Below are 26,510 nucleotides of genomic sequence, written 5' to 3' on the forward strand. Positions count from 1 at the left end.
GCGCGCAGGTCAATGTGGCTTTGTCAGAACGACGACGTCCGTCGACTCGATGGTCAGTCAGCGGTGGCCGCGGGCGGCTGACGTCGTCGACCCGTGACGGTGCCTACGCAGCCTGCGCTGTCAGGGGTCCGTGAGACCGGGGTGGCGCAATGGCGGTTAGGCGCCGCCGGCCGCACAGCTTCGGCCCCGTCATCGACATTCGCCTCTGACATGGGAGTTCGTGACATGACCGCCTCCGACAAGGACTGGCCCGACTCGCCTCTGGACGCCGTGGACACCGCGTTCGCCGACCTGACATGCGACCCCGACCCGTTGTCACTGGACCTCGATCGGCTTGTCGGCCAGCTCGGCGATGACACCGGTCTGCCCGGCGGTGTCATCGCGCTGCCGGCGTTGCGGCAGTGGCTGCTGGAGCATCCTCGCGCCTACACGGCGCGTGACGTGGTGTGGCGGGAGCTGATCCGCCGCGCCCGCCTCGGCGGGCCCGCCTGGGTCATCGCCGCGGTCGCCCTGGCGATGCCCGCGCTGCGTCGCTACGCCGGCCGGCTGCACACCGGCTGGGCCGGCGACGCCCACGACCTGGACGCCGAGATCCTCACCGGCTTCCTGAGCGCCCTGCGTGACCGGGTCGACCTGGCCAAACCGGCGCCGTACGCGGCGCTGTGCATGGCGGCATGGCGGGCCGGCCACGAACTGCGCCAGCGTGACGGCGCCGAGGCCGTGCCGGTCGACGACCTGGAACACGTCACTGGCCCCCGCACCCCGAAGCGCCCCTACGGGCATCCAGACCTCCTCGTACGCCGGGCCGTCGAGTTGGGCATCGTCGACGAGAGCGATGAGCAGCCCTACATCGACCTGCGGCTGGGCCACCGGGCCATCGAACCCATCGCCGCCCGCCTCGGCGTGGAGGTCGACACGCTGCGGCGGCGCGTCGAGCGCATCGACGTTCGCATTGCCGAGGCGCTCGCCGCCGGGTTCCTCACCGAGGTGACATCACCGCGGGTGCGGGACCATCTTGCCGCGGCGGCCGAGCGACGCCAGCACATCCGGGCCGCCCGCGGTGCACGGCCGGCTGCGGCGCACGTGACGCTGGCAGCGGCCTGACCGCCGAGCATCCGGACGCGGGCTCGACCATCTGGTCGGACCCGCGTCCACGTGCGCCGGCCCCGGCGCTTTCCGCTGCTGCGGCCGGGCTCCCACCCTGGTGCGGGAAAGGGCGCCGTATTCGCTGTGGGTGGCACGTCGGGGCCTCACGGAGCTGACAGCGATGCTCACGGGACGACGTTCGGCGGGGGTGAGACTCCCGCGCCGACGCCCACAGCGGGTCCATTCCGAACGGGATGATCGTCAGATCGGGCCGCTGACCAGGGCTGTCAGACGTCGGCGAATCGTGTCGGAACCCTGTGGGACCGGCAGGTGTTCGCCACAGCTCACAAACGCCGGTTTGAGGGTGCGGAACTCCTCCGGCGCCACGAGGAGGGCTGGTTCCGCCCGCCGCCGGGCCGGGGACACATGGACGACACGGGACCGGGCGCCTCGGGTGCCGCGCCACTTGATGCGCTGACACCTCATCGATCACCGCCAACCCGAACGGGAGGACGAGCTCCTCCCGAGGCTCCCCGCGGTCCCCGTCCGACATGTGTCTCCCGAGCCCGGCGGGCGGCTCCCTGACCACCGTTTCGACGATCGCCCCGGCGCGAGCCGGGGCGGGAGGTGCAGCCACCCATGTCCCCCACGCTGTGGGCACGTTCCCGTGCCCTGACCACCATGCTGTCCGCGCTCCGCCGAGTCGTCCGGGTCGCCGCGCCCGCGACGGCTGCCATCGCGATGCTGGCCGTGCCCGCCGCCGCCTACGGCGACACCGGCGACCCGGTGATCCTGGCCGCCAACGCCCTGCCCACCGTCATCGCCAACCTGCAGACCTGGGTGATGGGCATCCTGGGCGCCGTCGCCACCCTGTTCCTGGTCCTGGCCGGGGTGTACTGGGCCACCGCCGGCGGCGACCCGGCCCAGGTCGACAAGGCCAAGGGCGCGTTGAAGAACGCCCTGGTCGGCTATGGCGTGGCCGTCCTCGCGCCCATCCTGCTGCAGGTCGTCCGGGGAATCGTCGGAGGCTGACGATGACCTGGGCGCTCAACCAGATCCTCGACTGGTTCGCCGGCCTGCTGCTGGTTTGCCTGAACGGGCTCATCACCGCGATCACCCACGCGCTGCTGATCACCCCGGACGTCACCAGCCTGCCGCAGGTGCAGGCCCTGACCGGACGGTCGATCTGGGTCGTCGACACCGTCTTCGTCCTGGCGTTCGTCGCCGCTGGCGTCCTGACCATGGTCGCCGGCGGCGACGAACGCGCCCGCTACACCGTCAAGGACCTCCTGCCACGGTGCGTCGTCGGGTTCGTCACCGCCCACTTCTCCCAACTGATCGCCGGCACGCTCATCGAGTTCGCCAACGCGTTCACCACCGCCTTGACCGCGCAGGACTTCAACGGCGACGCGGCACTCGACGCCGTCAAGACCCACCTGATCGCCGCGCGTGACCAGACCGCCGGTCTGCTGTTTGTCGTCTGTCTGGCGATCATCGTGTTCCTGCTCGCCGCAACGGCCTGCAGTGTGATCGTCCGCTTCGCGGTCGCGTTGGTGCTCACCGCGGTCGCGCCGATCGCTTTGGCGTGCCACGCCCTACCGCACACCGAGGGTGTGGCACGCCTGTGGTGGCGGTCGTACGTCGCCATGCTGGCGGTCCCGGTGGTGCAGGCGTTCGTGCTGTTCGCCGGGCAGTGGATGCTGCTGGACACCAGAAGCGTGCTGCCGCTACTCGGCCTGCCGGTCGAACCGGGTGGGGTGCTCAACCTGTTCGTCGTGATGGTCCTGCTGTGGACCACGGTCAAGGTACCGGGGTTGATGCGCCGCTACGCCACTAGCGGCGCAGGCGGGCGTGGCGGCGAGGCACTCGGCGCGGTCGTGCGGGTCGTCGTGGTGCGGCAACTCACCCGCGGGCTGCGCGTCCCCGGCGTTGGGGCGGTGCGACGATGAGCCGCGACCGCCGCGACGAACAGGCTCTCACCGCCCGGATGCCCGCTGATGTGGACGCGCCGGACAAGGTGCTCTACGGGCTGACGTTCCGGCAACTGGCGATCGTGGCGGTGGCCGCCGTCGTGTTCTACGGCGGCTGGAAGGCCCTGTACACCGTCGTGCCCGCACCGGTACTGCTCGGCGTGGCCGTCGTGCTCGGCGGCCTGGTGTTCGGCCTCGCGGTCGGCCGCCGCGACGGCCTGCCCATGGACCTGTGGCTCCTGTCGGCGGTCCGCCACTCCCGGGGGCCGCGCGCTCTGTCCACCACCGACACCACCGCGAAGACACCCGACTGGGTGCGGGTCCCCACGTCGAAGGTGATGCTGCCGGCACCGTTGAGTTTGCCCGCCGATGCCATCGACGATCACGGGGAGATCAGCCTCGGTGGGGTGAGGGCGGCGATGGTCGCGGCGACCAGCGTCAACCTGGCGCTACGCACCGCCGACGAGCAGGCCGCCCTGGTCGACACCTTCGGCCGCTGGCTCAACAGCCTGTCCACGCCGACGCAGATCGTGGTGTCGGCGCAGCCGGTCGACCTTCACTCCGCCGCCCGCACCCTCGCCCAAGCGGCGGACGCCATGCCGCACCCGGCTCTCGCGGACGCGGCAGCCGACCACGCCCGTTTCCTCGATGACCTCGCGCAGCGGCGGGATCCGCTGCGCCGGCAGGTCCTCATCGTCACCCGGGCCAGCTCGGGAGAGCGGGGCGAGCACGCCGCCCGGCGCCGCGCCGACCAGACGGTCCGGTCGCTGTCCGGGCTGGGTGTCACCACCCGTGCCTTGGACGGCCCCGCCACGACCGCTGCCTTGGCTGCCGCCGCCGACCCCTACCGGCCGCCCCGCCCCGGCGGACTCGCTGCCCCCGACACCACCATCACCGGCCCTCCGGTCAGGAGGTCGACACCCAGGAGGACATCGTCATGAGGATCCGCTTGCGTCGCCCGACGGCCCTCACCGACCCAGATACCGCGGCGCTGCCTCCCGCCGGAGGCGTGGCGGCGGCGGTGGCGCCGGCCTCGGTGGAGGTGACGCCCCGGTTCCTGCGGGTCGGAGACGGCTACGCCGCCACCCTGGTGGTGACCGGCTATCCGGCCGAGGTGGGGCCGGCGTGGCTGGAGCCGCTGCTGTCCTGGCCGGGCCGCCTCGATCTGGCGTTGCACATTGACCCGATCCCCGCGCCGGTGGCGGCGTCGCGGCTGCGAACTCAGCGGGCCCGGTTCGAGTCGTCCCGGCGGGCGGACGAGCAGAAGGGCAAGCTGGCCGACCCGTACGTGGAGGCCGCCGCCGACGACGCCGCCGACCTCGCCGAACGCCTCGCCCGGGGTGCGGCGAAGCTGTTCCGCGTCGGCCTCTACCTGACCGTGCACGCCCGCACCGAGCCCGACCTCCTCGACGCGTGCGCGCAGGTGAAAGCCGCCGCCGCGTCCACCCTGATAGAGGTGCAGCCCGCGACCTGGCGGCACCTGCCCGGCTGGACCACCACCCTGCCCTTGGCCACCGACAGCCTGCAAATGCGCCGCACCATGGACACGCAAGCCTTGGCCGCCGCGTTCCCCCTCGCGTCGGCGGACCTGCCCGCACCACTGCCCGGCGACCCGGCCACCACCGGCGGGGTGCTGTACGGGGTCAACCCCGACTCCCAGGGCATCGTCTGGTGGGACCGGTGGGCGCAGGAGAACCACAACAGCGTGATCCTGGCCCGCTCCGGCGCCGGCAAGTCCTACTTCGTCAAACTCGACGTGCTGCGCAACCTGTATCAGGGGGTCCAGGTCGCCGTCGTCGACCCCGAGGACGAATACCTCCGGTTGGCCGACGCGGTCGGCGGCACCATCGTGCGGCTCGGCGCACCCGGCGTGAAGATCAACCCCCTGGATCTGCCGATCGGGGACACCCGCCCGGACGTGCTCACCCGCCGCGGCCTGTTCCTGCACACCCTCATCGCAGTGCTGCTGGGGCAACTGCCGCCGCCCGCCGAACGCGCCGCCCTGGACCGGGCGATCCTGCAGGTGTACCGGCAGGCGGGCATCACCGCTGACCCGGCCACCCACCACCGGCCCGCGCCGCTGCTGAAGGATTTGGCCGCGACACTGCGGGCCGACGACAACGCCGCCGCCCACGAGTTGGCCGCCCGACTGGCGCCGTGGGTGGCTGGCTCGTTCTCGGACCTGTTCGACTCACCGACCACGACCCGCCCGCACGGGCATCTAGTCGTCTGGAGCCTGCGGCACGTGCCGGACGAACTGCGCACCGTCGGCACGCTGCTCGCACTCGACTCGATCTGGCGGTCAGTAGACGCACCCGGTCGGGCCCGATTGGCCACCCGCCGCCTCGTCGTGGTGGATGAGGCGTGGCTGTTGATGCGCGACGGTGAAGGCGCCCGGTTCCTGTTCAAGATGTCCAAGGCCGGCCGCAAGCGCAACGCTGGCCTGTCGGTCATCACCCAGGACGTCGCCGACGTGCTCGGCACCGACCTCGGCCAGGCCGTTGTGGCGAATGCGGCCACGCAGGTGCTGCTCAAGCAGGCCCCGCAAGCCATCGACCAGGTCGCCGACGCGTTCGGTCTGACCGCCGGGGAACGGCGGATGCTGCTGTCGGCCCGGGTCGGGCACGGCCTGCTGATATCCGGCACGAACCGGACCGCGTTCGAGTCGATCTCCTCGCAGGCCGAACATCTTCTCGCGACCACGAAGCCGTCCGACCTCGCCCACCTCGACCTCGACGACGGGGAGGAGGAGCTGTGACACCACCCCTTGTCGCGTCGCCGACGCCTGCCCCCTCCGGGCCGGGCGCCGGTGTCATTGCCCCACCGAGCGCGCCCACCCGCTGGGTTCTGCAGGCCGCCGATTGGGCGGTAGACCGGCCGTGGCTGCTCGGCGTCGCCGCCGCCCTGCTCCTCGCGTACGTCGCCGGGCGCGACCTGCTCGATGGGTGGCGGCACCGCCGCCACGCCGACCGGGCCCGCCTCGTCACGGTCGCCCCACCGCCGGAGGTCGACCCGCACAGCGCCGCCGCGCTGTGGGCGAACCTGCACGGCACGCTCACCCCGTCGCGCCGACGCCGGCTGCTGTACGGCAGCCCGCACGTGGTGTGGCAGTACACGTGGACCGGCCGGCAGCTACTGATCTCGATCTGGGTACCCGGCAGCGTGCCGCAGGGGGCGGTCGAGGCCGCCGTGCGGGCCGCGTGGCCCGGCGCCGCCTGCACCACCGACGACCAGGCATCGCCGCCGATCCCGCTCGACGTTCCGGCGGCCGTCGGCGGGCACCTGCTGCCGACGGCCGCCGAGTGGCTGCCGATCAACACCGACCACGACAACGACCCGCTGCGGGCGCTGATGTCCGCCGGGTCGCAGCTCAAGGCGGACGAGTACGCCTGCGTACAGGTCCTCGCCCGCCCCGCCACCGCGCGCCGCGCCGCACGAGCCCGCCGCGCGGCGGGCAGGTTGCGCGACGGCAAGACCGCCGTACCGGCCATCAATCCCGCCGCGCCGCTGCTGTGGCTGATCGAGGTCTTCCAGACGGGATCCACCGCGCGGAGCAGGACCGGGTCCGCGGGGGCGGCGCCCCGGAGAGATCCCGGTGTGGAGCGGGACGTGCGGGCGATCCTCGACAAGACCGCCCACCCCCTGTGGACGATCGGCATCCGCTACGCCATCGCCAAGAACATCCACCGCGGCGGCTCCCGGCCAGAGGCGAGGTTGCGGGGCATCGCGGACGCGGTCGGCTCGTCGTTCGCCGTGTACGCCGGCCGCAACCGGCTCGCCCACCGGGCGCGGATGGCGCAGCCGGTGGCCGTGCTGGACACCCGGCGGCTCGGAGCCGGGTTCCTGGCCTCCACCCCTGAGCTGGCCGTCCTCGCGGCGCTGCCGCGGGATCTGGCCGTACCGGGGCTGGATCGGGCGCGGGCGAAGTCGATGCCCGCCCCGGTGGCGGTGCCGACCGGCGGCCGAGGAATGAAGGTCCTCGGCGACGCCGAAGTCGGTGGCCATCCGGTGGCCCTGTCCGTCGCCGACGCGAGGTATCACCTGCATGTGGTCGGATCGACGGGCTCCGGGAAGACCACCCTGCTGGTCAACATGGCCGTCGAGGACATCACAGCCGGCCGCGGCACCGTAGTCATCGACCCGCACGGCGACATGGTCCTGGACATCCTCGACCGGCTCCCCGCGAGCGTCGCCGGGCGGGTGGTGCTGTTCGACCCCGACCAACCCAACCCACCCACCCTCAACCCGCTGTCCGGAAACGACCCCGACCTCGTCGTCGACAACCTCGTGTCGATCTTCGGGAACATCTTCGCCAAGGCGTGGGGGCCGCGGATGGACGACGTCATGCGGGTGGCCTGCCTGACCCTGCTGCGGCACGCCAACGTCACCCTCCAGCACATTCCGCCCCTGCTCAACTCGGCGCAGTTCCGGTCGGCGATGACCGTCGGCCTGGATGACCCGGCCGGCCTGTCCGGGTTCTGGCAGTGGTACGACCAGCTCAACCCAGCCCTGCGCTCCCAGGTCATCGGCCCCGTCCTGGCCCGCCTGCGAGCGTTCCTGCTGCGAGACTTCGTCAAGCGCACCATGCGCTACCCCCAATCGAGCTTCGACATGGGCAAAATCCTGGACGGTGGGGCGCTGCTGGTGCGCATCCCGAAGGGCCAGCTGGGTGAGGACACCAGCAAGCTCCTCGGCTCCCTAGTCCTGGCGCAGGTGTGGCAGACCGCGACCGCCCGCGCCGTCGTGCCGGCGGACAAACGCCGCGACGCCACCCTGATCATCGACGAGTGTCAGAACTTCCTCACCCTCGCCAACTCCCTCGACTCGATGTTGGCGGAGGCGCGGAAGTACCGGCTGTCGATGGTCCTCGCGCACCAGGACCTGGCGCAGTTCCCGAAGGATCTCCTGGCAGCGGCGTCGGCGAACGCCCGCAACAAGCTGTACTTCTCCGTCGCTCCTGAAGACGCCCGCGTGCTGGCCCGGCACACGCTGCCCGAGCTCGATGAGCACGACCTGACGCACCTGGACGCCTACACCGCCGTCGGACGCCTCGTCGCCGGCGAGCGACAGACGCCGGCGTTCACCCTCAAGACCCGGCCGCCGAAGCCGGTCGTGGGCGAGGCGACGGCAATCCGCCAGGCCGCGGCGCAGGCGGTGCCGGCGCAGGACACCAGCGCGATCGACGACCTCGTCGAGCGGTTTTCGGCCCGACCTGACGACAACCGCCGGTCCCGGGGCAAGAGCGGTCCGACGGCAAATGCCTGAACGCCGCAGGGCGGTTGAAGCGAGATCGACAGATCGGTCGATCGGGGTCGTCGGCGTCCCGGTCGCCCCTTCCGTGAGGGCTTCACCAGCCCTTCACCACCGATCACCACACGGCCCTGACAGATCCGGCCGTCCTGGTCTGTCAGTGCCGCTCACCGGCCGTGTCCAGCCTCCGGTGACCACCTCACCGAACTCAGACACCCTCCCTCGGAGGGAACTCCTCTTCCGCTTGGAGCATCCACCGTGTCCACCAACAACTCCGTCTCCCGCTCGGCTTCTGCCTCTTTCTCCGCCTCTTCGTCGGGTTCCCGTTCGTCGTCTCGTCTCGCTCGTCTGGAGCGGCTTCGTCGGCTTACCGCTCGAGATCATCAGCTGTTGCGGTGGCTCGCCGAGCACTACGTGCTGTCCACCGACCAGGTCACGGCGGCGCTGTTCCCGTCGCGTCGCTCGGCCCGGCTCCGCCTGGCCCAGTTGCACCAGATGGAGGCGGTCAGCCGGTTCGTTGACGTCACCGCCGGCAGCGGCCAGTACCTCTACACCCTCGGGCCGCTCGGCGCCGTGGTCCACCCCACCCAGTTCAACGACCCGAACCACGCCGACGCCCGCGCCCCACGCACCAGCATCGACCGGACCGAACGCATCATCGGCAGCCGCCGCCTGGCCCACCTGCTCGGCACCAACCAGCTGTTCATCGACCTCATCAGCCACGCCAGCGCCGACGAACACGCCCGGCTGGCGCGGTGGTGGTCCGAACAGCACACCACCGCCGCCTTCGCCGCCGCCTCCTACGCCGCAGGCAGCGGAACCGGTGTCCAGCCCGACGGGCACGGCATCTGGCACGCCGCCGGGCGCACCGTCGGGTTCTTCCTCGAACACGACAACGGCACCGAACCCCTCGCCACCGTGCTGCGAAAACTCCGCGGCTACGAGCAGCTCGCCACCTACGGGCCCCGCTACCCGGTGCTGCTGCGCGTCTCCGGCCGCCGCCGCGAACACCACCTCCTCGACGCCCTCGCCGGGGTGCACACCGCCATGCCGGTGGCCACCGGCCTCCACGGTGAGCACCCCGCCGGGCCTGCTTGGACGCTGACCACCGACCCCGGGTCGCGCCGCTGGCTGCACGAACTGCCCTCCGACCACGGCCCGGACAACCCGGCCACCAACCCGCACCGCTTTCCCGACACCGACCCCAGCCGCCCCGCCGACCCGGAGCCCTGACATCCACCTTCAACGCACGCGGAGGGGAGCCGTCCACCGTCGTGGGCGGCTGTGAGACCGCCCGGATCTCACAGTCCCGCCGTCCCTCGCTCGCGGAATCGAGCGGTCGTCTGACAGTGCAGGTCAACGGCACTACTGACGATCATGGCGGCGGCCGGCGCTGACAGATCCGGCCGCTACCTTCATCGGCACCACCTTCACCCACATATCGCTCCACCCGGTCCGGTCCCACCTCGGGCACCACCGCCGCACCCCACGGTGCGCTCCGCCCACCCGCCTTCTCGGCCGGTCGGCGCCCGCGCCGCGCGGCGACCCCAGGTCGCACGGCACCACCCGCACCACCCCGCACCACCAGCAGCCACTCTGCTGCACCCATCCCCTGTTCGTCCCGTGAGTCGACCCATGTACCCGGTGGGCCGGCCGCTTCCGCGCGCCCACAGCGCGTCCCAACCGAAGGAGGAACCCCAGATGACCGCAACCAACGGTGCCGCGACTCCCCTGAGCCGCTACGGCACCCGCGTGCCAACGGTGACGCCCCGCCCGGGCCGCAAGCCCGCCCCCGCGGCCACCACCACCAGCACCACGGCGCCCACCAGCCCGGTGGTCACGCCAACCGCGACGATCAACACCATGATCGTCTGCCTGCCCGACGGACTGCCGTCGCAGGCCCTGACCGCCACCCAGCTCGACCGGCACTTCGGTGTGTCCGGCACCCTGCAGCCTCGTTTCTGGGCCATCCCGGACATGTGGCTGTGGCAGCGGCGAGACCTGGTCGCGCCCCGCAAGGGACGTCCGGTGTACTGCGCCGGCGGACCGGTCAAGCTGCTCGACCTCGCCGCCATGCGCCACGCCGCTGGCGTCGGCGCCGGCATCCGCCACCAGCTGTGGCAGCGGGTCGTGCACGGCACCCGGCCGGCGACCCCGTGGCCGACCCTGCTGGCCCGCCACCTGGCGGAGCCCGCCCACTACCCGCGCGAGCGGGCCGAGGCGGACTTCCACAGCCAGGCCCGTGTCAACGCGATGCGGATGCACAACGCGGCCAGCTACGGCGCCGCCCACCTCGCCGTGGGGGAGCTGGAGATGTTCCAGGCAGGCCCGATGGCCTACCAGCACTACAGCGCCACCGCGGCAGTGTGCGGCGACGCCCTGCTCACTCCGGACGGGCACAAGCTCGCACCCGCGAGCGACGCCCTCACCCACCGGGTGACCTACCTCGAGCAGGCGATGCGGTACCTCGACACCGTCGAGACCGACCAGCAACTGCTCGCCGTCACCCTGTAAAGCACCACCGGATCCGGAAGCGGTCGGTTACCGCCACCCAACCCCCTCTTCCCTGGATCGGCGGCGGCCCGACCGGCTCCACCCCTTCCCAACCGCACCGCGCCGGCCCTGGCAGCAGACAGCGAGCTCTACCAACCGCACCCATGAGCCCCGCCGGCCTGCGACGCACACCCCTAACCCGACCAGCGCGGCGAAACCGCCAAAGCAGGTCACCGCCTGTCGGGGTACTCGCCGACACCGCCACCCGAACCTCAGCTTTACCTGGCACTCGCGCTCGATCCGGATTTCCGGGTCCGACGCCGTACGTCGGGTCGCCGCGGCGGGTGAGCACGCTGCCGCCCGCGCACGGCCCGGCGCCCCGGGCTGGGGCGCCCCGCAAACCCGGCCAGCGAACGGCCGACCTTTCCCTCTTCCCCCATCAGGAGGTTCCTTTCGCCATGTCCGACCGACTGTGGTTCCGCGTCGACGACGTCCTACCCCTCGCCGAACACGCCGCCGCCACCCGCGCGCACCTGAAGACCCGACAGCAGTACCGGGCCGGTGTCCCGGACCAGGCCGCCCTCATCTGGTCCCACGACACCGACGGTGACTGGTTGTCCTCCAACGGCGTCCCCCGCTGGTACGACGTCGACGGCACCGACCACCGGGCCCTCGCCGAAACCTGGACCCACACCGCCACCGGCGCCACCGGCAACCCGGCCCCCGCCGACGACGGGCACGGATTCCTGCCCCTGCACACCGACCACGTCGACGGCCGGCGGGACCTGCTCGACCTGCTCCGCCACGCCCGCCACCATGGGGTGCACTGGTTCGGGCTGCACCCGGACCCGACCCGCGACGACACCAACGACCGCTACCGCATCTCCCGCCACCGCGGCGACATCAGCCCACCGCTGTCCACCTGGACGCCGTCGGCCGTCACCTGCGACGTGGTCGGCGGCGGCGCCTACCGCGCCATAGTCGACACCGGCTACACCACCCTCTCCCGCACCGGGCTGCTGTGCCGCTTCCCCCTGTTCTCGGTGCAGCGCATGGCCGCCGACCTCGACGCCCTCTATCCCGGTGATATGCCGGGCGAGCACCCCCGGCTGCGGTTCGACGGCGACGAGGTCGCCGTCGAGTGGGAGGACGACGACGGCCTGGGCAGTCGCTGGGTCGAGGACGACCGGGTCGTCCCGGACGCTAACCGCTGCTACGCCATCGGCGCCTACCGGTGGCCATGGACCCTCGTCGCCTCCGAGGCGACCTCCCGCGCCGTCGACCCGAAGGACCGGTCGCAGTGATCGTCGACGAGGTGTTCCACCAGGGCGGCCCCGGCAGCTACGAGTTGGCCCGGGTGCATCACACCGACGGGTACGTCCTGCGGGTCCGGGTGTGCCGCGACAGCTACGCCAAGCAGAGCACGGCGGTCGCCGAGGTCCTCACCCCTCTGTTCACCTGGACGATCGTCGCCAGCAGCCCCGGTAGCGGCTGGCACCGCACCACCCCGACCACCTCACCCGACGCGACGCCGCTGATCCCGGTCGCCGACGGGGTACTTCAGCGGGCGCGACGGATCCTTCCCGTGCCGGCCCCGTTCACCACGCCCGGCCGGTAACCCGCCCAAGGCCACGCCCTCCCGCGCCGCCCTGCCCGCCCGGTCGCGCCTCACGCACTAGCGGACCCAGCCCCGGCTCAGCGTCTTCCGAACCTCCAACCGCCCGCCGCACCACGGCGGCTGATCAACGCGTCCGCGGCCCACCGCCGCTGAGCGCTCTCACTGGCACCACCTGGCCGATGCCCGGCCACCCGCGCATTCGCGCACACCCGGGCACGGCCGTGCCCGGGTTCCCACCCCGCAGAAGGGAACCCCCCATGACATCCACCAGCAGGCCCCGCATCGCCGTCGTCGGCGGCAGCCTCACCGGCCCCGTCACCGCGCTGCTGTTGCTGCACGCCGGATTCGACGACGTCACCGTCTTTGAGGCCGCGCCGGCGTCCGCGCCCCTGGGCGGCGGCCTCATCGGTCTGGAACACCCCGCCCTCGACGTGCTCGACCGCCTCGACATCGGCCAGCACGAGTTCGTCGCCCACGACTCCGAGGCCATCGTCCAGATGACCATCCGCGACCGCCACCCCGCCGAGACGATCCGGCGTACCTACCCGGGCCGCAACACCACCTGGCCCCTGCTGAACCACGCACTGACCCGCCGGCTGCCCACCGGTGTCCTGCACTTCGACATGAAGGTCACCGCCCTGGCCGAGCAGGCCGGCCAGCCGGTGCTGCGGTTCCGCGACGGCCACACCGAAGCCGCCGACCTGGTCGTGTTCGCCGACGGCCGGTCCTCCACCGGCCGCCGCCTCCTCGACGCTGATCGGACCCTGCGCTACGCCGGCTACGTCGCCCACCGCGGCATCGCCGACATCACTCCTCGCCCCGGCCTGCGGGACTTCCTGCGGCTACAGCCCTGCCCCGGTGCGCAGTTCAACCTCGCGCCGGTACCAGGCGGCTGCGACTGGACCTTCTACCTCAACTGCACCAGCACCGAGTACGTGCAGCGGTTCGGCGCCGACCCCACCCGCCGGGTCTTCGCCCTGCCCCGGCACGTCAGCCCCGCCGCCCGCGCCCACGTCGACACCCACGCCGACCTGCTCCTGCCGGCCGACCATGCCGCCGTCGTCCACACCACCACCACCCGCATGGCGGTGCCAGTCCTCGACATCACCGCACCGGACCGCATGGTCTGGCCCGTCGGCAGAGGTCACGCCGTCCTGCTCGGCGACGCCCTCGCCCCCGTGCGCCCCCACACCGCCCGCGGCGCCAACAACGGCATTGAACAAGCCGCCGGCCTCGCCGCAGCCCTCACCCAGCACCGCAAGTACGCCGCCGATCTCACCGCCGCCCTACACGGCTGGCAACGCCGCCACCTGCCCGCCGCCGTCGCCGCCGTGCACCGCGGGCCCGTCATCGGCCACCAGCTCGGCCTCGGCACCCACCAACCCGCCCAGTAGCCACCCCGAGAGAAAGGAGGTGGCCCCCTCATGGCCACCAAGACCACCGCGATCGTCGTCGACGACCTCGACGGCTCCACCGACGACGTCGGCACCTACCAGTTCGCCTTCAACGGCGTCACCTACGAGATCGACCTGTCCGCCGGCAACTTCGACCGGATGGCCGCGGCATTCGGCCCGTTCATCACGGCCGGACGGCGCCTGCCGAAACAGCCCCGGGCACCACGGCGGCAGCACGGCACCGCGACCGGCCGCACCCAGATCCAGGAGATCCGCACCTGGTGGTGGACCGCGAACTGGCAGGAGCTGAACCTGCCCCGACCACGAACCGGGGGCGTCATCCCCGCCGCGGTGCGCGACGCCTACCACGCCGCGCACTGACCCCGGTCCCCAGCGTGCCGCCGGCGAGCGATCACCGGGCGGCACACCTGTGCGCGGCGCCGCAGTCCCGCACTCCGGGCAGACGACTTGATCAAAACCCGAACCGAAGCGTGCATCAGTGCACACCCCTCACTCAGCAACCCCTGCTGACGGCAGGAGAAAGGGGGCCACGCGCCCATGACCAGCACCCCCGCCAACACGAGCACCGATACGGCCACACCAGCGCCCCTGGCGCCCGGCGTCGCGAAGGTCCTCGCCGCGCTGCACCGCCTCGGCGAGGCCACCGCCGCCGCCATCGCCACCGAAGCCGGCCTCGGCTACTCCACCACCACCCCGAAACTGCGCACCCTGCACAACGCGGGACTGGCCGAGCCCACCCGAAGCGACACCGGACCCAGCCTGTGGCAGCTGACCGACACCGGCCGCGTGCACGCCGAACAGGGCGATCACGGCCAGCCCGCCGCGCAGCCCGCCACCCGCGACGCCGACACACACGGCACCGCCGCGGAACACGGGCCGCGCGGCGACGACACGCAGGAGATCGGAGAGGCTGCCGGGCAAGACCACGAGCAGCCGCCAGCCACCGAGGTTCCCGCCCACGGGCAGCCGGAGCCCGCCCAGGAGTTCGCATCGCCGGCTCCTGGCGATGCCGACGCTGCACCCGACGCGGCCGCTGAAGCCGAGGACACCGAAACCGACCACGGCGACGGCAACGCCCGCTCGACTGCCGAGGCCGAGGCGCCGGTCACGGCCGACGACACCGACCCGGCCACCGAACCGACACCCGCAGCAGACGAAGCGGACGCAGGACCGCCCACACCCGACAGTCCCCCTGCCGGCACGGCCACCGCCAGCACCACAGGCGATCCCGCTACGCAAGCACCCGCCGCACCGCCGGCCACGGAGGCGGCGGGCGAGGCGGCACACGCCTCTGCCCGGCGGGCGTCGGGCAGCCTGCGCGGCGCGATCCTCGACATCCTTGAGGCCAACCCCGACCGGCAGTACAAGGTCAGCGAGCTGTGCAAGCTGGTCGACCGGGCCAACGAGGCAACCGGCGCGAAGAAGGCCAGCGCGGGCGCGGTCCACAACGCCGCCGTGAAACTCGTCGGGACCGGGCGGGCGGTCCTGACCGCCGAGAAACCCGCCACGTTCGCCCTCGCCGACTCCACCGCCTGAACGACCCCGCCCTGCCGGTAGCCCGGAGGCGGGCGTCGAACTTCCCGGAACCACGCCCGCCCCCGGTGCTCCTTCACGGACAAGGAGCTCCCGAAGTGTCTCCCATCCTGACCTCGATCGTCACCGCCGCCGGTGGAATCCTCGCCGGTCTCGCCCTCGCCGCCGCGCTGCTATGGCGCCAGCAGCAGGCACTGACCCGCGCCCGCTACGCCGCTGACCACGACGACACCACCGGCCTGCCCAACCGGCGAGCCCTACTCGCCGCCCTCACCCGCGCCACACGCACCGATGCCCCGTTCGGGCTCGTCCTGCTCGACCTCGACGGCTTCAAAACCGTCAACGACACCTTCGGCCACGAGGCTGGCAACGACGTCCTCACCGAGGTCGGCCGACGGCTGGCCGCCTTGCCGCAGCCGGTGCGGCTCGCCGCGCGGTTGTCGGGCGACGAGTTCGCCCTCCTGGTCGACGGCGGCCCCGACGACGTCGCCGCCGCCGCCCGCGCCGCCTGGCGGGCGGTCGGCCGCCACCCCGTCGACCTCGGCGAGCACGCCGTGGCCGTGCGCGCCAGCGTCGGGCACACCAGCGCCGCCCTCGGCGTCAACCCGCGCACCCTGCTACACCAGGCCGACACCGCCATGTACCAGGCCAAACAAACCAGCGCCGGAGTCCACGGAGCCACCGCCGCCACCGGCCACACCGGGCCGTTGCCGGGCACCCGCCTGCGGGACCTGCACCGCCGCTGACCGCTCACGGACACACCAAGAGGACCTCGCGCCCGTCGATGTGCGCGAGGTCCCCGCCGTGCCCCGCTTCCCTCCGCCCACCCCTGCTTTCCCCGTCCTCGGCGACGGTCGCCCAGACCCGACATCCGCCATGAGCAGCCTCCACACCTACACCGTCGGCGACCGGGTGACCATCGACCCGGCATTGGCCCGCGCCAGCACTGAAGGCGTCACCTAGCGCACCCGGCTGCTGCTGGTCAACGTCGTCGTCGAACCCGTCCATGGCGGCTGACCGGCGAAGGTCAACCTCACCTGCCTGCGGCCCGCCCCTCGGCGGACACCACCACCGGCAGCGAGCTGCCCATGGTCCGCGAGACGCCCCTGCACCGGGGCACCCTCGTCACCGTCGCCAGCGCGGGTCGGAAGCCCCCCTCCCGGCGAGCTGTCGGCGTGCGGTTGCAGTGCAGAGCCGCGTACGCCACCGATTACACAGGGCCCTCGACACCAGCTCGGCGATGAGCTGACCACGGAGCCGCCGCCAGCAACAGGATCATTGATTACACGGGGTGACCTTCCACTGGTTCAGACAGTCGGACTATTCGAACCAGTTGCCGAGGCCGCTGCCTTGAAAGCTTGGCGACAGCGGTAGGTGCCATCGGCAGCTGATCGCTGCGTTGACTCAGTCAGACAAGCTCGATAGATCGTGGTCGGCGCCGCAGGGGCATCGGACAGGCAGGGGACGGGCCTCCGGGCCAACGGTGCCGACAGTCTGGGGCGTCCGCAGCATCCTGACAGCACGCCGGAATACCGTCAGCGCCTGCCGGACGAATTGTGCCGGGCCGCGTACCGACTCCGAGCGCAGATAGACGATTCCCGCACGAGCAAGGATCAATGTCGCCGCGTCGATCCGACGTCGTTTGAGCTGTACCCGAAGCATCTCGGCCAGCAGGATGAGCTCGACGCGCGGAACGCCGTGTCGCCGGCTCTGCTGCAGGGCCGCCTGCAGAGTATCGACCGCTGATCGAAGGTCACCCGCCCGGACAAACCAGCGTGCCCACGTGCCGTGCAGTACATGTGAACCGCTGCTCGCCTCTCCTACGATCGTGAACGTGCGTTTGGCTGCTTCTAGATGGTATTCGGCCTCTTGGAGGGACCCGTGGTCAACAAGCACCTCGGCGATGCGCTGGTGGAAGTACCCGTGACCCGTTAGGTAGTCGTCGGAGAATGCCTCCGCCTCGCAAAAGAGCCGAATCGCGACAGCGGGTTCCCCACCATCGGCCGAAAGTCGACCAAGGTAGTGCAATGCCATGGCGAGCGGCTGGCGGACGCGCCGATCAGTCGAGTGGTTCCTGCCGATCGTGATAGCAGACTCGAAGTGGGCACGCGAGGTTTCCGGCTCGGAGAAGTAGTAGGTCATTCCCAGGGTCATCGCATGGTCGACCCGTAGGTGGGCCTCGTCGACCCTACTCATCGCCACGCTACAACGCTGCAAGGCCGATCGGGCGGCGTCGTAGTCGCTCACGTCGACGAGGTACTTGGCGAGAGTAAGGAGTGCCGCCGCTTCCTCGTCGACGGTGCGACTCGTAGCGACCGCCTGTTCGATGAAGTATCGGCGTAGTGCGGCACCATTGGCGATGCTGGCCTGGAACCGTGCCGCAGAGAGATAATGACTCGAGACGGGCGCACCTCGCCTCGCAAGTACGTGGATCAGGTCCAACGCATTGGCAAGGAACTCCTCGTAGTCTCGGAAGTCGGTCCCGGCACCAACGGTCAGTAGCGTATCGATCGACAAAGTGACAAACGGGCCTATCGTGCTGCTTTCCATCCGATCTGCCGCGAAAAGAACGCCACCGGTGAGGGTCACCAGCTTTCGCACGCCTTGGGCGGAAGCGTACTTTCCGGGGTCTGCTAGGGCCGCCTGCGCCAGTCGCGGAAACTGCCGCTCACCTTCCGCGTCGAATCGCCGTTGCCACGTCGTGCGGACGTCGGCAGCCCCCGGAGTCACCGGGTCGACCGGAGCCGCGTCAACGGACAGGTGTGTTCGTACAGCAGGCTGTGGATCGAGTACCGCCGGTTGAAGTCCGACGGTCGCACAAGCCCGAGGCGCCGAGCCACCTCCAGCACCTCCGAAAACCGCTGCTCGGTGATGTCGATGCTCGCCGCACGCAGCTCGTCGTACGTCATGGCTTCACCGCGGCCCGTGGCGCAGAACGAGAACAGGAGCGAGACGGCTTCGCGCTTGGAGGTACGGTCGCTGAACTCGTCCAGGGACCGTTCGAACAGCCATGTCCGAACCTTGCCCGCGAGGGGATTCAACGACATCGGGCGGATCTCCTCCAGGATGGCAGGCAACGCCCTGCCGCTCATCGCGTACCGACGCGTGATCAGCTTGATGAGGAATGGATTCCCTTCGGTAATGGGGTATACCGGTTCCAGCTGCTTGTTACTCGCCTTGGCCAGGTCGGAATTGAAGTCCCTGGCAGTCAGCCGTACCAGGTCGTAGGTTTCCTTCTCGCCGAGCGGGTCGATCTGGACATTCCGTACGTCGAAGTCCTCGCGTCGCGACATCCACCGGGTAGTCGTTAGGATGCGGTGCGGGCGATCGAATCCCAGAGCACGCAGTCGTTCAATGACGTCGTCGGCCGCTTCGACGTACTCCAGGTTGTCGATCACCACCAAAATCCGTCGGGCGGTCGGCAAGCTGCCGAGATGAGCGCGCAGGTCGCGTTCCCAGAGCGCCTGGCTTGGTGACAGCGGGCACTCCAACTGCCGGGCGATCATAGACAACAGATCGAGCCAGTAGATCGAGTCGACCGTCGGATCGCCGGAATCCAATGTGGAGAATCGCGTGTTCCTTGCGGAGGCCCACGCAATGTCGGTATAGATGTTGCGAGCCGCCACCTGGTGCACCGCCGCGAAGGTGATGGCGGTCTTGCCGATGCCGCCCGGGCCCCAAACTGCGATGGCAGACCTCGCCGCTGCCGAGGTATCTTCCAGCATCGCCACAAGGCCGCCTAGAAGCTGATCGACGTGTATCAGCTCATCCGACTCCACTTGCACATATCGCGTCCACGCCGTTGGTAGTGAGTCACGGGCCGCTTCGGCATCTGACGACGTTGCCTGCCCGATGCTGTACCCGTCATCGTCCGAAAGGCTTCCGCGGATCCCCATACTTCCGGTGACCGAAGAGGGTGGAGCTGAACGCGTTGCCGCCGGGGCGTCGGGATTCAACGGGGCGGACCGGGACATCATGAGCGTGATGATCGTCGCTCCCAGGCTGCCGACGCCCGCAGCCCAACTTGCCACCTCAAGCCAGTGCTCATCGAGGATGACGGCAGCCATCACGAACGCCGTCGTGATGAGTGCAGCCGAACCGATGGTCACCCATCGTCTCGTCATCATCACAGCATCATCTGCTACCGCATGCCCCAGCGTCCATCCACATCCACCAGCCGGGCCGACCGACCCGCCAAGCGGCGGATCACATGATCGCGCAGGAAGCAAGAACCCTGTCTCGCTCCTCGACAGCTTGCGCCTGAAGCACTAGGTCACCTTCTGCTGTATACGCATAGCGGTGGCCTTGATCGACGCACGAAGCGTCGGCTCCGACGGGGTCCCCGCAGCACCGCCAGACGATTACTTCCCACGAGTGCGCATCTGCCGTTCTCCGGTCGCCAGCCCGCGTGCCCGATTACTCATGGGAGTAGCGACCCTTGGTCTTTAGGCCATCCGCCGCCACAGCGTCCCGAAGGTTCGCATCCTGGCCACTACTCGTCCGGCGTGCAGACTCTGCGCTGGAACCCGAGCGCCGACGCGAGCTGTAGGTGGTGCCCCGCGATACCGGCAACGGCCGCGTCTCCCTCGTCCCGCTCGGCGGCAACAACGGCCGCTACTGGCGTGGCGTCTCCCGCCGCCGGCTCACCACCGTCGACCCCACCCGCGTACGCCTCGACCCGAGCAGACCACCAAGCAGCGACCCCACGGCTGCCAGGCCGGGCGGGCAAGGTTCTGCCCGCCCGACACGACTTGACCTTCGTCGAGAGATGAGCGTCGATCAGCGCTGGTCGTCGGCCGTCGTGCGGATATCAGCATCTCCAAGGGCTCCGACGCGAGTCGGGCGGCGACCGCGCATGCCCGCGATCCGCCGACCGAAGGGCCACCCGCCATGGCACACCCCGCACAGCCCAAGGGCCGCAACCGGCGTCCCAGCGACCGCACGGCGGTACCGAACGACGTCACTGACCGGCTTCTGTGGGCGCTCGCGGTCGACGTCGCCGCCGCCCACCAACCCGGATCCGACGGCACCTGCACGAACCTGCAGTGCCGCGGGCAGCAGGCCCCCTGCTGGGCGCTGCGCACCGCGCACCGCGCCGAACAACACGCCCGCCGCGCCCCTGCCACCCTCGCCCCGGCGCCCCCACCGCCGTCGCCGCGCCCGGTCGGGGTCGTACGGGGACGCGCCCCCGTGCCCGCCCCACCGCGCCGCTTCACCCCCGCACGCCCGCCGGCACCCCTGACGCGGCCCGCGCCCGTACCGGACGCGGTGCCGCCGGAATCCCGCGTCTACCGGCGTCCACCCGTGGCGGCGCTGGCCGCCTGAGCATGCACCTGGAGGCAACCAGTGAACTTCCTACCGAACGACACACTCGCCGGCTACGCCCGCACCGCCGTCGACCTGCGCACCCGCATGGTCGACTACCACCGCAGCCCGCTCGCGGCGCAGTACCTGCAGGCGTTCTTCGGCAGCCGCCTCACCGACCACCCCAGCCCCCGCCCAGCGGGCATGGCGAAGGTCCTCACCGCGGTGCGCGCCATCACCGCCAACCCGTGGCGATTCGGCGAGCCGTACGTCATCGCCCCCGCGATGACCGCGATCATCGCCGCTGCCGCGGCGGCCCTCGACCTGACCGGCGAAGTGCTCCCCGCTGACGTCGCCCCCGACGACGGCGGGGTGCTGTTCCTCCCCGAACCGATCTACCATCGCAGCCTTAGCGGTGAGGTGTCCTCGATCGGGGCGATCACCTGGGCCCGCACCACCAACACCCAGAGCGGCCGGTCCTTCTGGACCATCGCCGGCTGGGCCGACCACCACGACCCGCACGACCCGGCGGCCGTCCGCCGCCGGGCGCAAATCGCTGACCGGCCCGACCTCGCCCGCCAGTTCGACCCCTACGTGCTGACCGACTTCACCGAGATCCCCATCGGCCAGCCCGTCGACCCCCGCCCCGACCTGCCCGTCCTCGACGGGGACGACCACGACTGGGAACCGGCACCCGACGGCAGGTTCTGCATCGACGAGACCACCACCGCGATGCGCGCCTGCGCTGCCGTCGCCTACGCCTTCTGGCGGATCCAGGCCCAACCCCTCGCCACCGTCGCCGCCGCCCCACTCGACCGGGCGGCGCGCCGCCGCGCGGTACGGGCCAGCATCCGCCACGACACCCGCGTGGTGATGCTGCGCCGCACCAGCCCTTTGGCCGAACCGGCCGACGGGGAAGCCAAGTGGCACTACCGGGTGCGGTTCGTCGTCCGCGGCCACTGGCGACGCCTGATCGACCGCGACGGCCTCCCGTACCGCATCTGGATCAACGCCCACATCAAAGGCCCCGACGGGGCGCCCCTGCTGCACGGCGAGAAAGTCGCCGTCCTCGCCCGCTGATTCCCGCACCCAGCCCGAAGGCCGCGCGACGCCTCCCACTGGCCCGCGCGGCCTTCGCCGTCCCCGCCCACCACCCGGCCGCCGCTCTGAAGGAGTGACCAGTCATGACCACCCGCGTGCTGTCCGGGATCGCCATAGCGGTCGTCGGCGTCCTGCTGCTGTGCTCCGGACTGGCCACCACCCTGATCTTCGGCGGCGGCGCCGGTGCCTGCGGTCCGGCAACCAGCGTCACACTCACCGCCTCGTCTGCGACGCGCAGCCCCGCCCCGGGCGGGATCGGTCCGATCGGTGACTGGAACGCCGAGCAGGTCGGCAGCGCCGCCACCATCACCGCCGTCGGCATGCGCCTGGGCGTCCCGCCCCGCGGCTGGGTCATCGCCGTGGCCACCGCGATGCAGGAATCCTCCCTGATCAACACCCCGGGTGGGGACCGCGACTCGGTCGGCCTGTTCCAACAGCGGCCATCCCAGGGCTGGGGCACCCCCGAGCAACTTCACGACCCGCAGTACGCGGCGACGACGTTCTACCAGAGGCTGCAGGCCGTCGACGGCTGGCAGGCGATGCCCCTAACCGAGGCCGCCCAGGCGGTGCAGCGATCGGCCTACCCGGACGCCTACGCCAAGTGGGAACCCGACGCCACCCGCATCGTCGCCGCCCTGACCGGGGTCACCGTCGGCCTGGCCGCCTGCGGCGTGACCGTCAGCGCGCAGGGCTGGACACAGCCTGTGCACGGGGACGTCGGCTCCGGGTTCCGCACCCCGGGCCGGCCCGGGCACGACGGCGTCGACCTGATCGTGGGCAAGGGCACCGCGATCCACGCCGCGTCCACCGGCACCGTCACCGTCGTGCGCTGCAACGCCGTCGACGTGCGCACCGGCGCCGACTGGGGCTGCGACCGCGACGGCGACCCGACTCGCACCCGCGGCTGCGGCTGGTACGTCGACATCACCCACCCCGGTGGGGTGATCACCCGCTACTGCCACATGCTCGCCCACCCCTCCGTCGCCGAGGGCCAACAGGTCGCAGCGGGTGACGTCATCGGCGTCTCCGGCAGCTCCGGCCACTCGTCCGGACCGCACCTGCACTTCGAGGTGCACCTCGGTGACCACACCTCCGCCACAGCCGTCGATCCGGTCGCCTTCATGGCCTCCGTCGGCGCGCCCCTCAACCAGTAGGCGCCACCGCGAACGCCGACGGCGGCTGCGTGATCCACCCCCAGCTCGGAGCTCGTCCCGCCCCGGGACGACCACCGCAACCCCCATCCACACAACCCTGAGGAGGAAAAGCCCGTGAGCACACCCACGCTCATCGGTGTCGCCGCGCTGCGCGGCAGGTATACCGCCCGCTGGATCCAGTTCGGCGAGGACCCGCAGTTTCTGGTGCCGCTGCTGCGCCGGATCTGGACCGACACGTTCAGCCGCGACACCGACGCCATGGCCACGGCACTGCTGGCCCGCAACTGGTGGTCCCTCGCCGTCAACCCCACGCCGTCGCCGCCCAACAGCGGCAGCGATGGCCCGTCCACTCACCGATCGGAGACCACCATGAGCTACCAGCCTGGCCAGCGCGTCGCGCTGGTCCACACCAGCGACCCACATACCCGGCTGCGTGCCGGCGATACCGGCACTGTCCGTCGCCACGACCAGCGGCAGAACATCGTCGAGGTCGCCTGGGACAGCGGCTCGACGCTGTCGATGCACCTCGATGCCGGCGACCGCCTCGCACCAGCCACCACCCCGCCGCCCACCGGCGATCCTGTCGGCGAGGCCACCGAATGGGCCGCCACGCTGCGGCGCATGCGGGCCGCCGGCACCGAGGCCGGCCAAACCGCAGCCGAGTGGTGGGCGCAGGACACCATCGGCACCCGGGTCAGCGGCGACACCCGCCTGACCGCGCGCCGGATCCTGGCCGGCATCCACGACGCCGATCCCGCCGTCCTCGACACGTTGCCCCACTTCTCCTCGGGCGGAGAGTCGGTCGATACCGCCGGGTGGGAGCTGTTCGCCGACGCCACCGGCGATGTCACCGGCTGGTTCGGGCTGCGCATCCAGCAGCGCGACGAGGCGATAAACGTCTACCGCAACGCCTTCGACACCGCCGCCGACGAGCATGTCGCCGCACTGTGTCACCTCGCGGCCAGCCCCACCGGCCGCGACGTGTCCCACCTGCACCCCGACCGGGTACACCTCGGCGACGTCGGCGTGTTCTCCGGCGAGTGGGCGATGACCGCCGGCCCGGACGGCGATGACCGCTTCGAGATCGGCTTCGTCGGCACACTGATCGACCACTGGAACGGGTGGGCGGTGTTCTCCTGCACCCGCCCGGTGGCCGAGGCGATCGTCGCCGACCAGCATCGGCTCCGCGACCAGCACCGCCACAGCCTGCGCGAGCAGGGCGTACCGGAGGACGACCTGGATCGCCGGGTCGACGCGGATCTGGCCGACCTGTCCTTCGACGGAGACGTTCTCGTGGTTGACCAGCGCGCCCTATCAGACGATCCGGAAGCCATCGAACGCGTCGCCCCGGACGGTGACGGCCGGTACGTGGTGATGGGCCGCAGCTGGTGCTGGGAGGCCGTCGACCCGTACGCCTGCGACCGGATCGTCGGCGACCTGCCTGACCCCGACCAGGCATAGGTGGCCCCTGACCAGGCCGCGCCCCGCGTCACCCGAAGCCGAGCCGTCGCCGGCGGCGGCACCCGACACACCACCACGACAGGTAGGACCAACAGGAAGGAAAACACGTGACCATCCGTACCCAAGAGGAGATCGTCACCCGGGTCTGGGTTCTCCGGGCCAACCGACAGGACATCCTCGGCTTCCGGGAGGACGTGCTCGTGGAGGCACTCGACCTCGACCACGCCCGTCAGGTCATCACCCCCCGCCACCCGGTTGAGTGGACCCAGCGGGTCGACCACGAGACCTACGCCCGGGACTACCTCGAGTTCGCCATCGGGAAGATCCTCGACCACCGGGGCAACTCGGCGAGCCGGTCGGTGGACAAGCTCAGCGAACTCGCCTGGCTCCTCGGCCGCGACGACATCGTGGCCGGGATGGACCACGCCGGCTACCCGATGTACGGGGCGCCCAAGGTCAAGGCGTTCGCCGACGGGTTCGGCTGGCCGTTCCTCAACGGCGACGACGGGCTGGCCCTGGCCCGGATGGCTGACGGTCAGCAATGCGACCCGCAGGGCTGCCAACGGGGCTGCGCCGACTGACCACGCCCTGGCCACCGGCCCAGCTCCCGACCCTCGACGTGCCCGCGTAGACAGCCGGCACGTCAGCGATCCCGCACCCCGCACCAATTCGACTTGATCGATTGGACTGTGGAACGTTCCATCGCCGACGCCGACACCGCCCGCGCGACGTCGACACCGACCAGCACGCACCGGCGGCGACCCGACGTGCCGCCGTAACCCTTCAGCACCACCGGGGTGTGGTCGCCCACCCGCCCGGCCCGACCAGGCCGGCACGGGGTTGGCCCCACCCGTCTCCGCTGTGCGGTACCCACCCGCGCGCGCACCCGGAGACGGGTGCGCGGGCCCGACCGTGGAATCGAGGCATCACCATGACCACACCAACCCCACCGGTCCCCCAGGCCGGCGCACCGCAGAACAACCCGGCCGCGACCGACACGCCCACCGCGGAGCCCGCCTCCGGCCGGTCCGGCTACCTGTACCGGAAGGTGGCCCTGCACCTGGCCGACCACCCCGACCAGATCCTCAAGGTCGGCGAGATCACCCGGGCCATCGGCGCACCGTCGTCCGGGGCGGTGTTCGAGGCGCTCAAGAAGATGGCCACCGCCGGGCACGCCACCCACCACCGCGACCCGCACCACCGCTTCCAGATCACCCAGGCCGGTATCGACGCCGCCGGCACCCTCCTACCCGCCGCGCCCCGCACCCGCCCCAGCGGCAGCAGCGGTGGTGGCCGGCAGGGACGGCCCGCACCCGTACCGCGACCGAACGGCACGCTGTACCACCCGCGTCGGCTCGGCAAGGGCTGGGACGTCGAGGAACTCCGCCGGCTACGCACCCAGCAGGTGCCCGTGCTGCTGTACGGGCCGCCCGGCACCGGCAAGACCGCCATGGTCGAGGCGGCGTTCCCCGACCTGCTCACCGTCGCCGGCACCGGCGACACCGTCGTCGACGACTTCCTCGGCTCCTACAACCCGATCCCCGGCGGCGGCTACGAGTTCGTCCACGGACCCCTGGTCACCGCCATGCGGGAGGGGCAGGTGCTGCTGGTCGACGACGCCACCCTCATCCCACCCCGCGTCCTGGCAGTCCTGTACCCGGCTTTGGACGGCCGCGGTGTCATCACCATCCCCGCAAACGGCAACGAGACCGTGGAAGCCGTTGACGGGTTCTACATCGTCGCCGGCCACAACCCGGGCGTGCACGGCGCGGTCCTCACCGAGGCCCTGGCCTCCCGGTTCACCGTCCACCTGCACGTCACCACCGACTGGGACCTCGCCCGCCAACTCGGCGTCCCCAAGACCGTCGTCAACGCGGCGATCGACCTCAACGCCGACCTCGCCGCCGGCAAGACCGTGTGGGCGCCGCAGCTGCGCGAACTGCTCGGCTTCGTGAAAGTCCGCGACCACCTGGGCATGACCGCCGCCCTGGCCAACCTGGCCGGCATCGCCCCCGAAGACGCCCGCGACGACGTCACCGCCGCCCTGTCCCGACACACCGGCACGCCCATCACCGCGCTCGCCCTCGGCAAGCGCTAACCGCCATCCACCCCAGATTCCTGGAAG

General features: G+C 71.2%; 22 protein-coding genes. 20 read left to right on the top strand and 2 right to left on the bottom strand.

From position 1 onward, the window contains the following. Positions 1 to 225 precede the first annotated feature (225 nt). The 14 genes from AB0N27_RS24895 (at position 226) to AB0N27_RS24960 (ending at position 16,111) form a co-directional block, all read left to right on the top strand. The gene (locus AB0N27_RS24895) at positions 226 to 1,104 is read left to right on the top strand and encodes a hypothetical protein (protein WP_364374380.1); all 879 of its coding nucleotides are present in this window, start codon (positions 226 to 228) and stop codon (positions 1,102 to 1,104) included. A 621-nt stretch (positions 1,105 to 1,725) separates the two neighbouring features. After that, on the top strand, positions 1,726 to 2,118 hold the full coding sequence (locus tag AB0N27_RS24900; RefSeq protein WP_364374383.1) for a pilin: 393 nt from the start codon (positions 1,726 to 1,728) through the stop codon (positions 2,116 to 2,118). 2 nt (positions 2,119 to 2,120) lie between these two features. Next, positions 2,121 to 3,035 carry a conjugal transfer protein TrbL family protein gene (locus AB0N27_RS24905; RefSeq protein WP_364374386.1) on the top strand — a complete coding sequence of 305 codons (915 nt, stop codon included), beginning with the start codon at positions 2,121 to 2,123 and terminating at the stop codon, positions 3,033 to 3,035. Next, positions 3,032 to 3,997: a PrgI family protein gene (locus AB0N27_RS24910; protein WP_364374389.1), complete on the top strand. Its 966-nt coding sequence runs from the start codon at positions 3,032 to 3,034 to the stop codon at positions 3,995 to 3,997. The genes AB0N27_RS24905 and AB0N27_RS24910 overlap by 4 nt, the downstream gene beginning before the upstream one ends. Further along, complete coding sequence (locus AB0N27_RS24915) at positions 3,994 to 5,814, top strand: ATP-binding protein (RefSeq protein WP_364374392.1); 1,821 nt, start codon at positions 3,994 to 3,996, stop codon at positions 5,812 to 5,814. Before AB0N27_RS24910 ends, AB0N27_RS24915 begins: the two co-directional genes overlap by 4 nt. Next, complete coding sequence (locus AB0N27_RS24920; protein ID WP_364374395.1) at positions 5,811 to 8,321, top strand: DUF87 domain-containing protein; 2,511 nt, start codon at positions 5,811 to 5,813, stop codon at positions 8,319 to 8,321. Before AB0N27_RS24915 ends, AB0N27_RS24920 begins: the two co-directional genes overlap by 4 nt. Positions 8,322 to 8,696: 375 nt before the next feature. Next, the gene (locus AB0N27_RS24925) at positions 8,697 to 9,539 is read left to right on the top strand and encodes a replication-relaxation family protein (RefSeq protein ID WP_364374398.1); all 843 of its coding nucleotides are present in this window, start codon (positions 8,697 to 8,699) and stop codon (positions 9,537 to 9,539) included. Positions 9,540 to 10,007: 468 nt separating this feature from the next. Next, complete coding sequence (locus tag AB0N27_RS24930) at positions 10,008 to 10,820, top strand: hypothetical protein (protein ID WP_364374401.1); 813 nt, start codon at positions 10,008 to 10,010, stop codon at positions 10,818 to 10,820. Positions 10,821 to 11,257: 437 nt separating this feature from the next. Further along, positions 11,258 to 12,103, top strand: a complete 846-nt coding sequence (locus AB0N27_RS24935) for a hypothetical protein (protein ID WP_364374404.1) — start codon at positions 11,258 to 11,260, stop codon at positions 12,101 to 12,103. After that, positions 12,100 to 12,417 carry a hypothetical protein gene (locus tag AB0N27_RS24940; protein ID WP_364374407.1) on the top strand — a complete coding sequence of 106 codons (318 nt, stop codon included), beginning with the start codon at positions 12,100 to 12,102 and terminating at the stop codon, positions 12,415 to 12,417. The genes AB0N27_RS24935 and AB0N27_RS24940 overlap by 4 nt, the downstream gene beginning before the upstream one ends. Positions 12,418 to 12,674: 257 nt before the next feature. Continuing rightward, on the top strand, positions 12,675 to 13,811 hold the full coding sequence (locus AB0N27_RS24945) for an FAD-dependent monooxygenase (protein ID WP_364374410.1): 1,137 nt from the start codon (positions 12,675 to 12,677) through the stop codon (positions 13,809 to 13,811). Between the two features lie 30 nt (positions 13,812 to 13,841). After that, positions 13,842 to 14,192, top strand: coding sequence for an Lsr2 family protein (locus AB0N27_RS24950; RefSeq protein WP_364374413.1), 351 nt, complete (start codon positions 13,842 to 13,844; stop codon positions 14,190 to 14,192). Between the two features lie 177 nt (positions 14,193 to 14,369). After that, a complete protein-coding gene (locus AB0N27_RS24955; RefSeq protein WP_364374416.1) occupies positions 14,370 to 15,368 on the top strand; it encodes a MarR family transcriptional regulator in 999 nt (332 codons plus the stop codon). Positions 15,369 to 15,463: 95 nt separating this feature from the next. Next, positions 15,464 to 16,111, top strand: a complete 648-nt coding sequence (locus tag AB0N27_RS24960; protein ID WP_364374419.1) for a GGDEF domain-containing protein — start codon at positions 15,464 to 15,466, stop codon at positions 16,109 to 16,111. 658 nt (positions 16,112 to 16,769) lie between these two features. On the opposite strand, the gene AB0N27_RS24965 is transcribed toward AB0N27_RS24960, so the two are convergent. Both AB0N27_RS24965 and AB0N27_RS24970 read right to left on the bottom strand, forming a co-directional pair. Further along, complete coding sequence (locus AB0N27_RS24965) at positions 16,770 to 17,966, bottom strand: hypothetical protein (protein ID WP_364374422.1); 1,197 nt, start codon at positions 17,964 to 17,966, stop codon at positions 16,770 to 16,772. Positions 17,967 to 18,091: 125 nt separating this feature from the next. Beyond that, entirely contained in the window at positions 18,092 to 19,474 is a 1,383-nt protein-coding gene (locus AB0N27_RS24970; RefSeq protein WP_364374425.1) for an ATP-binding protein, read from the bottom strand. Positions 19,475 to 20,255: 781 nt separating this feature from the next. Between AB0N27_RS24970 and AB0N27_RS24975 the strand changes: the two genes are divergently transcribed. From AB0N27_RS24975 to AB0N27_RS25000, 6 genes are all read left to right on the top strand, one after another. Next, positions 20,256 to 20,690, top strand: a complete 435-nt coding sequence (locus AB0N27_RS24975; RefSeq protein WP_364374428.1) for a hypothetical protein — start codon at positions 20,256 to 20,258, stop codon at positions 20,688 to 20,690. Between the two features lie 21 nt (positions 20,691 to 20,711). Further along, positions 20,712 to 21,749, top strand: a complete 1,038-nt coding sequence (locus AB0N27_RS24980; RefSeq protein ID WP_364374431.1) for a hypothetical protein — start codon at positions 20,712 to 20,714, stop codon at positions 21,747 to 21,749. 104 nt (positions 21,750 to 21,853) lie between these two features. After that, positions 21,854 to 22,924 carry a peptidoglycan DD-metalloendopeptidase family protein gene (locus AB0N27_RS24985; RefSeq protein WP_364374434.1) on the top strand — a complete coding sequence of 357 codons (1,071 nt, stop codon included), beginning with the start codon at positions 21,854 to 21,856 and terminating at the stop codon, positions 22,922 to 22,924. A gap of 114 nt (positions 22,925 to 23,038) precedes the next feature. After that, positions 23,039 to 24,385: a DUF4314 domain-containing protein gene (locus tag AB0N27_RS24990; RefSeq protein ID WP_364374437.1), complete on the top strand. Its 1,347-nt coding sequence runs from the start codon at positions 23,039 to 23,041 to the stop codon at positions 24,383 to 24,385. Positions 24,386 to 24,492: 107 nt separating this feature from the next. Next, on the top strand, positions 24,493 to 24,966 hold the full coding sequence (locus tag AB0N27_RS24995; protein ID WP_364374440.1) for a hypothetical protein: 474 nt from the start codon (positions 24,493 to 24,495) through the stop codon (positions 24,964 to 24,966). 350 nt (positions 24,967 to 25,316) lie between these two features. Continuing rightward, positions 25,317 to 26,483, top strand: a complete 1,167-nt coding sequence (locus tag AB0N27_RS25000) for an AAA family ATPase (protein WP_364374443.1) — start codon at positions 25,317 to 25,319, stop codon at positions 26,481 to 26,483. Positions 26,484 to 26,510: the final 27 nt, after the last annotated feature.

The organism is Micromonospora sp. NPDC093244 (assembly GCF_040683695.1).
Classification (GTDB): Bacteria; Actinomycetota; Actinomycetes; order Mycobacteriales; family Micromonosporaceae; genus Micromonospora.

Excerpts from the sequence above, each read along its gene's own strand:
- AB0N27_RS24910 (WP_364374389.1), top strand. The coding sequence starts at position 3,032 with ATGAGCCGCGACCGCCGCGACGAACAGGCTCTCACCGCCCGGATGCCC.
- AB0N27_RS24930 (WP_364374401.1), top strand. The coding sequence starts at position 10,008 with ATGACCGCAACCAACGGTGCCGCGACTCCCCTGAGCCGCTACGGCACC.
- AB0N27_RS24905 (WP_364374386.1), top strand. The coding sequence starts at position 2,121 with ATGACCTGGGCGCTCAACCAGATCCTCGACTGGTTCGCCGGCCTGCTG.
- AB0N27_RS24895 (WP_364374380.1), top strand. The coding sequence starts at position 226 with ATGACCGCCTCCGACAAGGACTGGCCCGACTCGCCTCTGGACGCCGTG.
- AB0N27_RS25000 (WP_364374443.1), top strand. The coding sequence starts at position 25,317 with ATGACCACACCAACCCCACCGGTCCCCCAGGCCGGCGCACCGCAGAAC.
- AB0N27_RS24975 (WP_364374428.1), top strand. The coding sequence starts at position 20,256 with ATGGCACACCCCGCACAGCCCAAGGGCCGCAACCGGCGTCCCAGCGAC.
- AB0N27_RS24915 (WP_364374392.1), top strand. The coding sequence starts at position 3,994 with ATGAGGATCCGCTTGCGTCGCCCGACGGCCCTCACCGACCCAGATACC.
- AB0N27_RS24985 (WP_364374434.1), top strand. The coding sequence starts at position 21,854 with ATGACCACCCGCGTGCTGTCCGGGATCGCCATAGCGGTCGTCGGCGTC.
- AB0N27_RS24900 (WP_364374383.1), top strand. The coding sequence starts at position 1,726 with ATGTCCCCCACGCTGTGGGCACGTTCCCGTGCCCTGACCACCATGCTG.
- AB0N27_RS24945 (WP_364374410.1), top strand. The coding sequence starts at position 12,675 with ATGACATCCACCAGCAGGCCCCGCATCGCCGTCGTCGGCGGCAGCCTC.
- AB0N27_RS24950 (WP_364374413.1), top strand. The coding sequence starts at position 13,842 with ATGGCCACCAAGACCACCGCGATCGTCGTCGACGACCTCGACGGCTCC.
- AB0N27_RS24955 (WP_364374416.1), top strand. The coding sequence starts at position 14,370 with ATGACCAGCACCCCCGCCAACACGAGCACCGATACGGCCACACCAGCG.
- AB0N27_RS24935 (WP_364374404.1), top strand. The coding sequence starts at position 11,258 with ATGTCCGACCGACTGTGGTTCCGCGTCGACGACGTCCTACCCCTCGCC.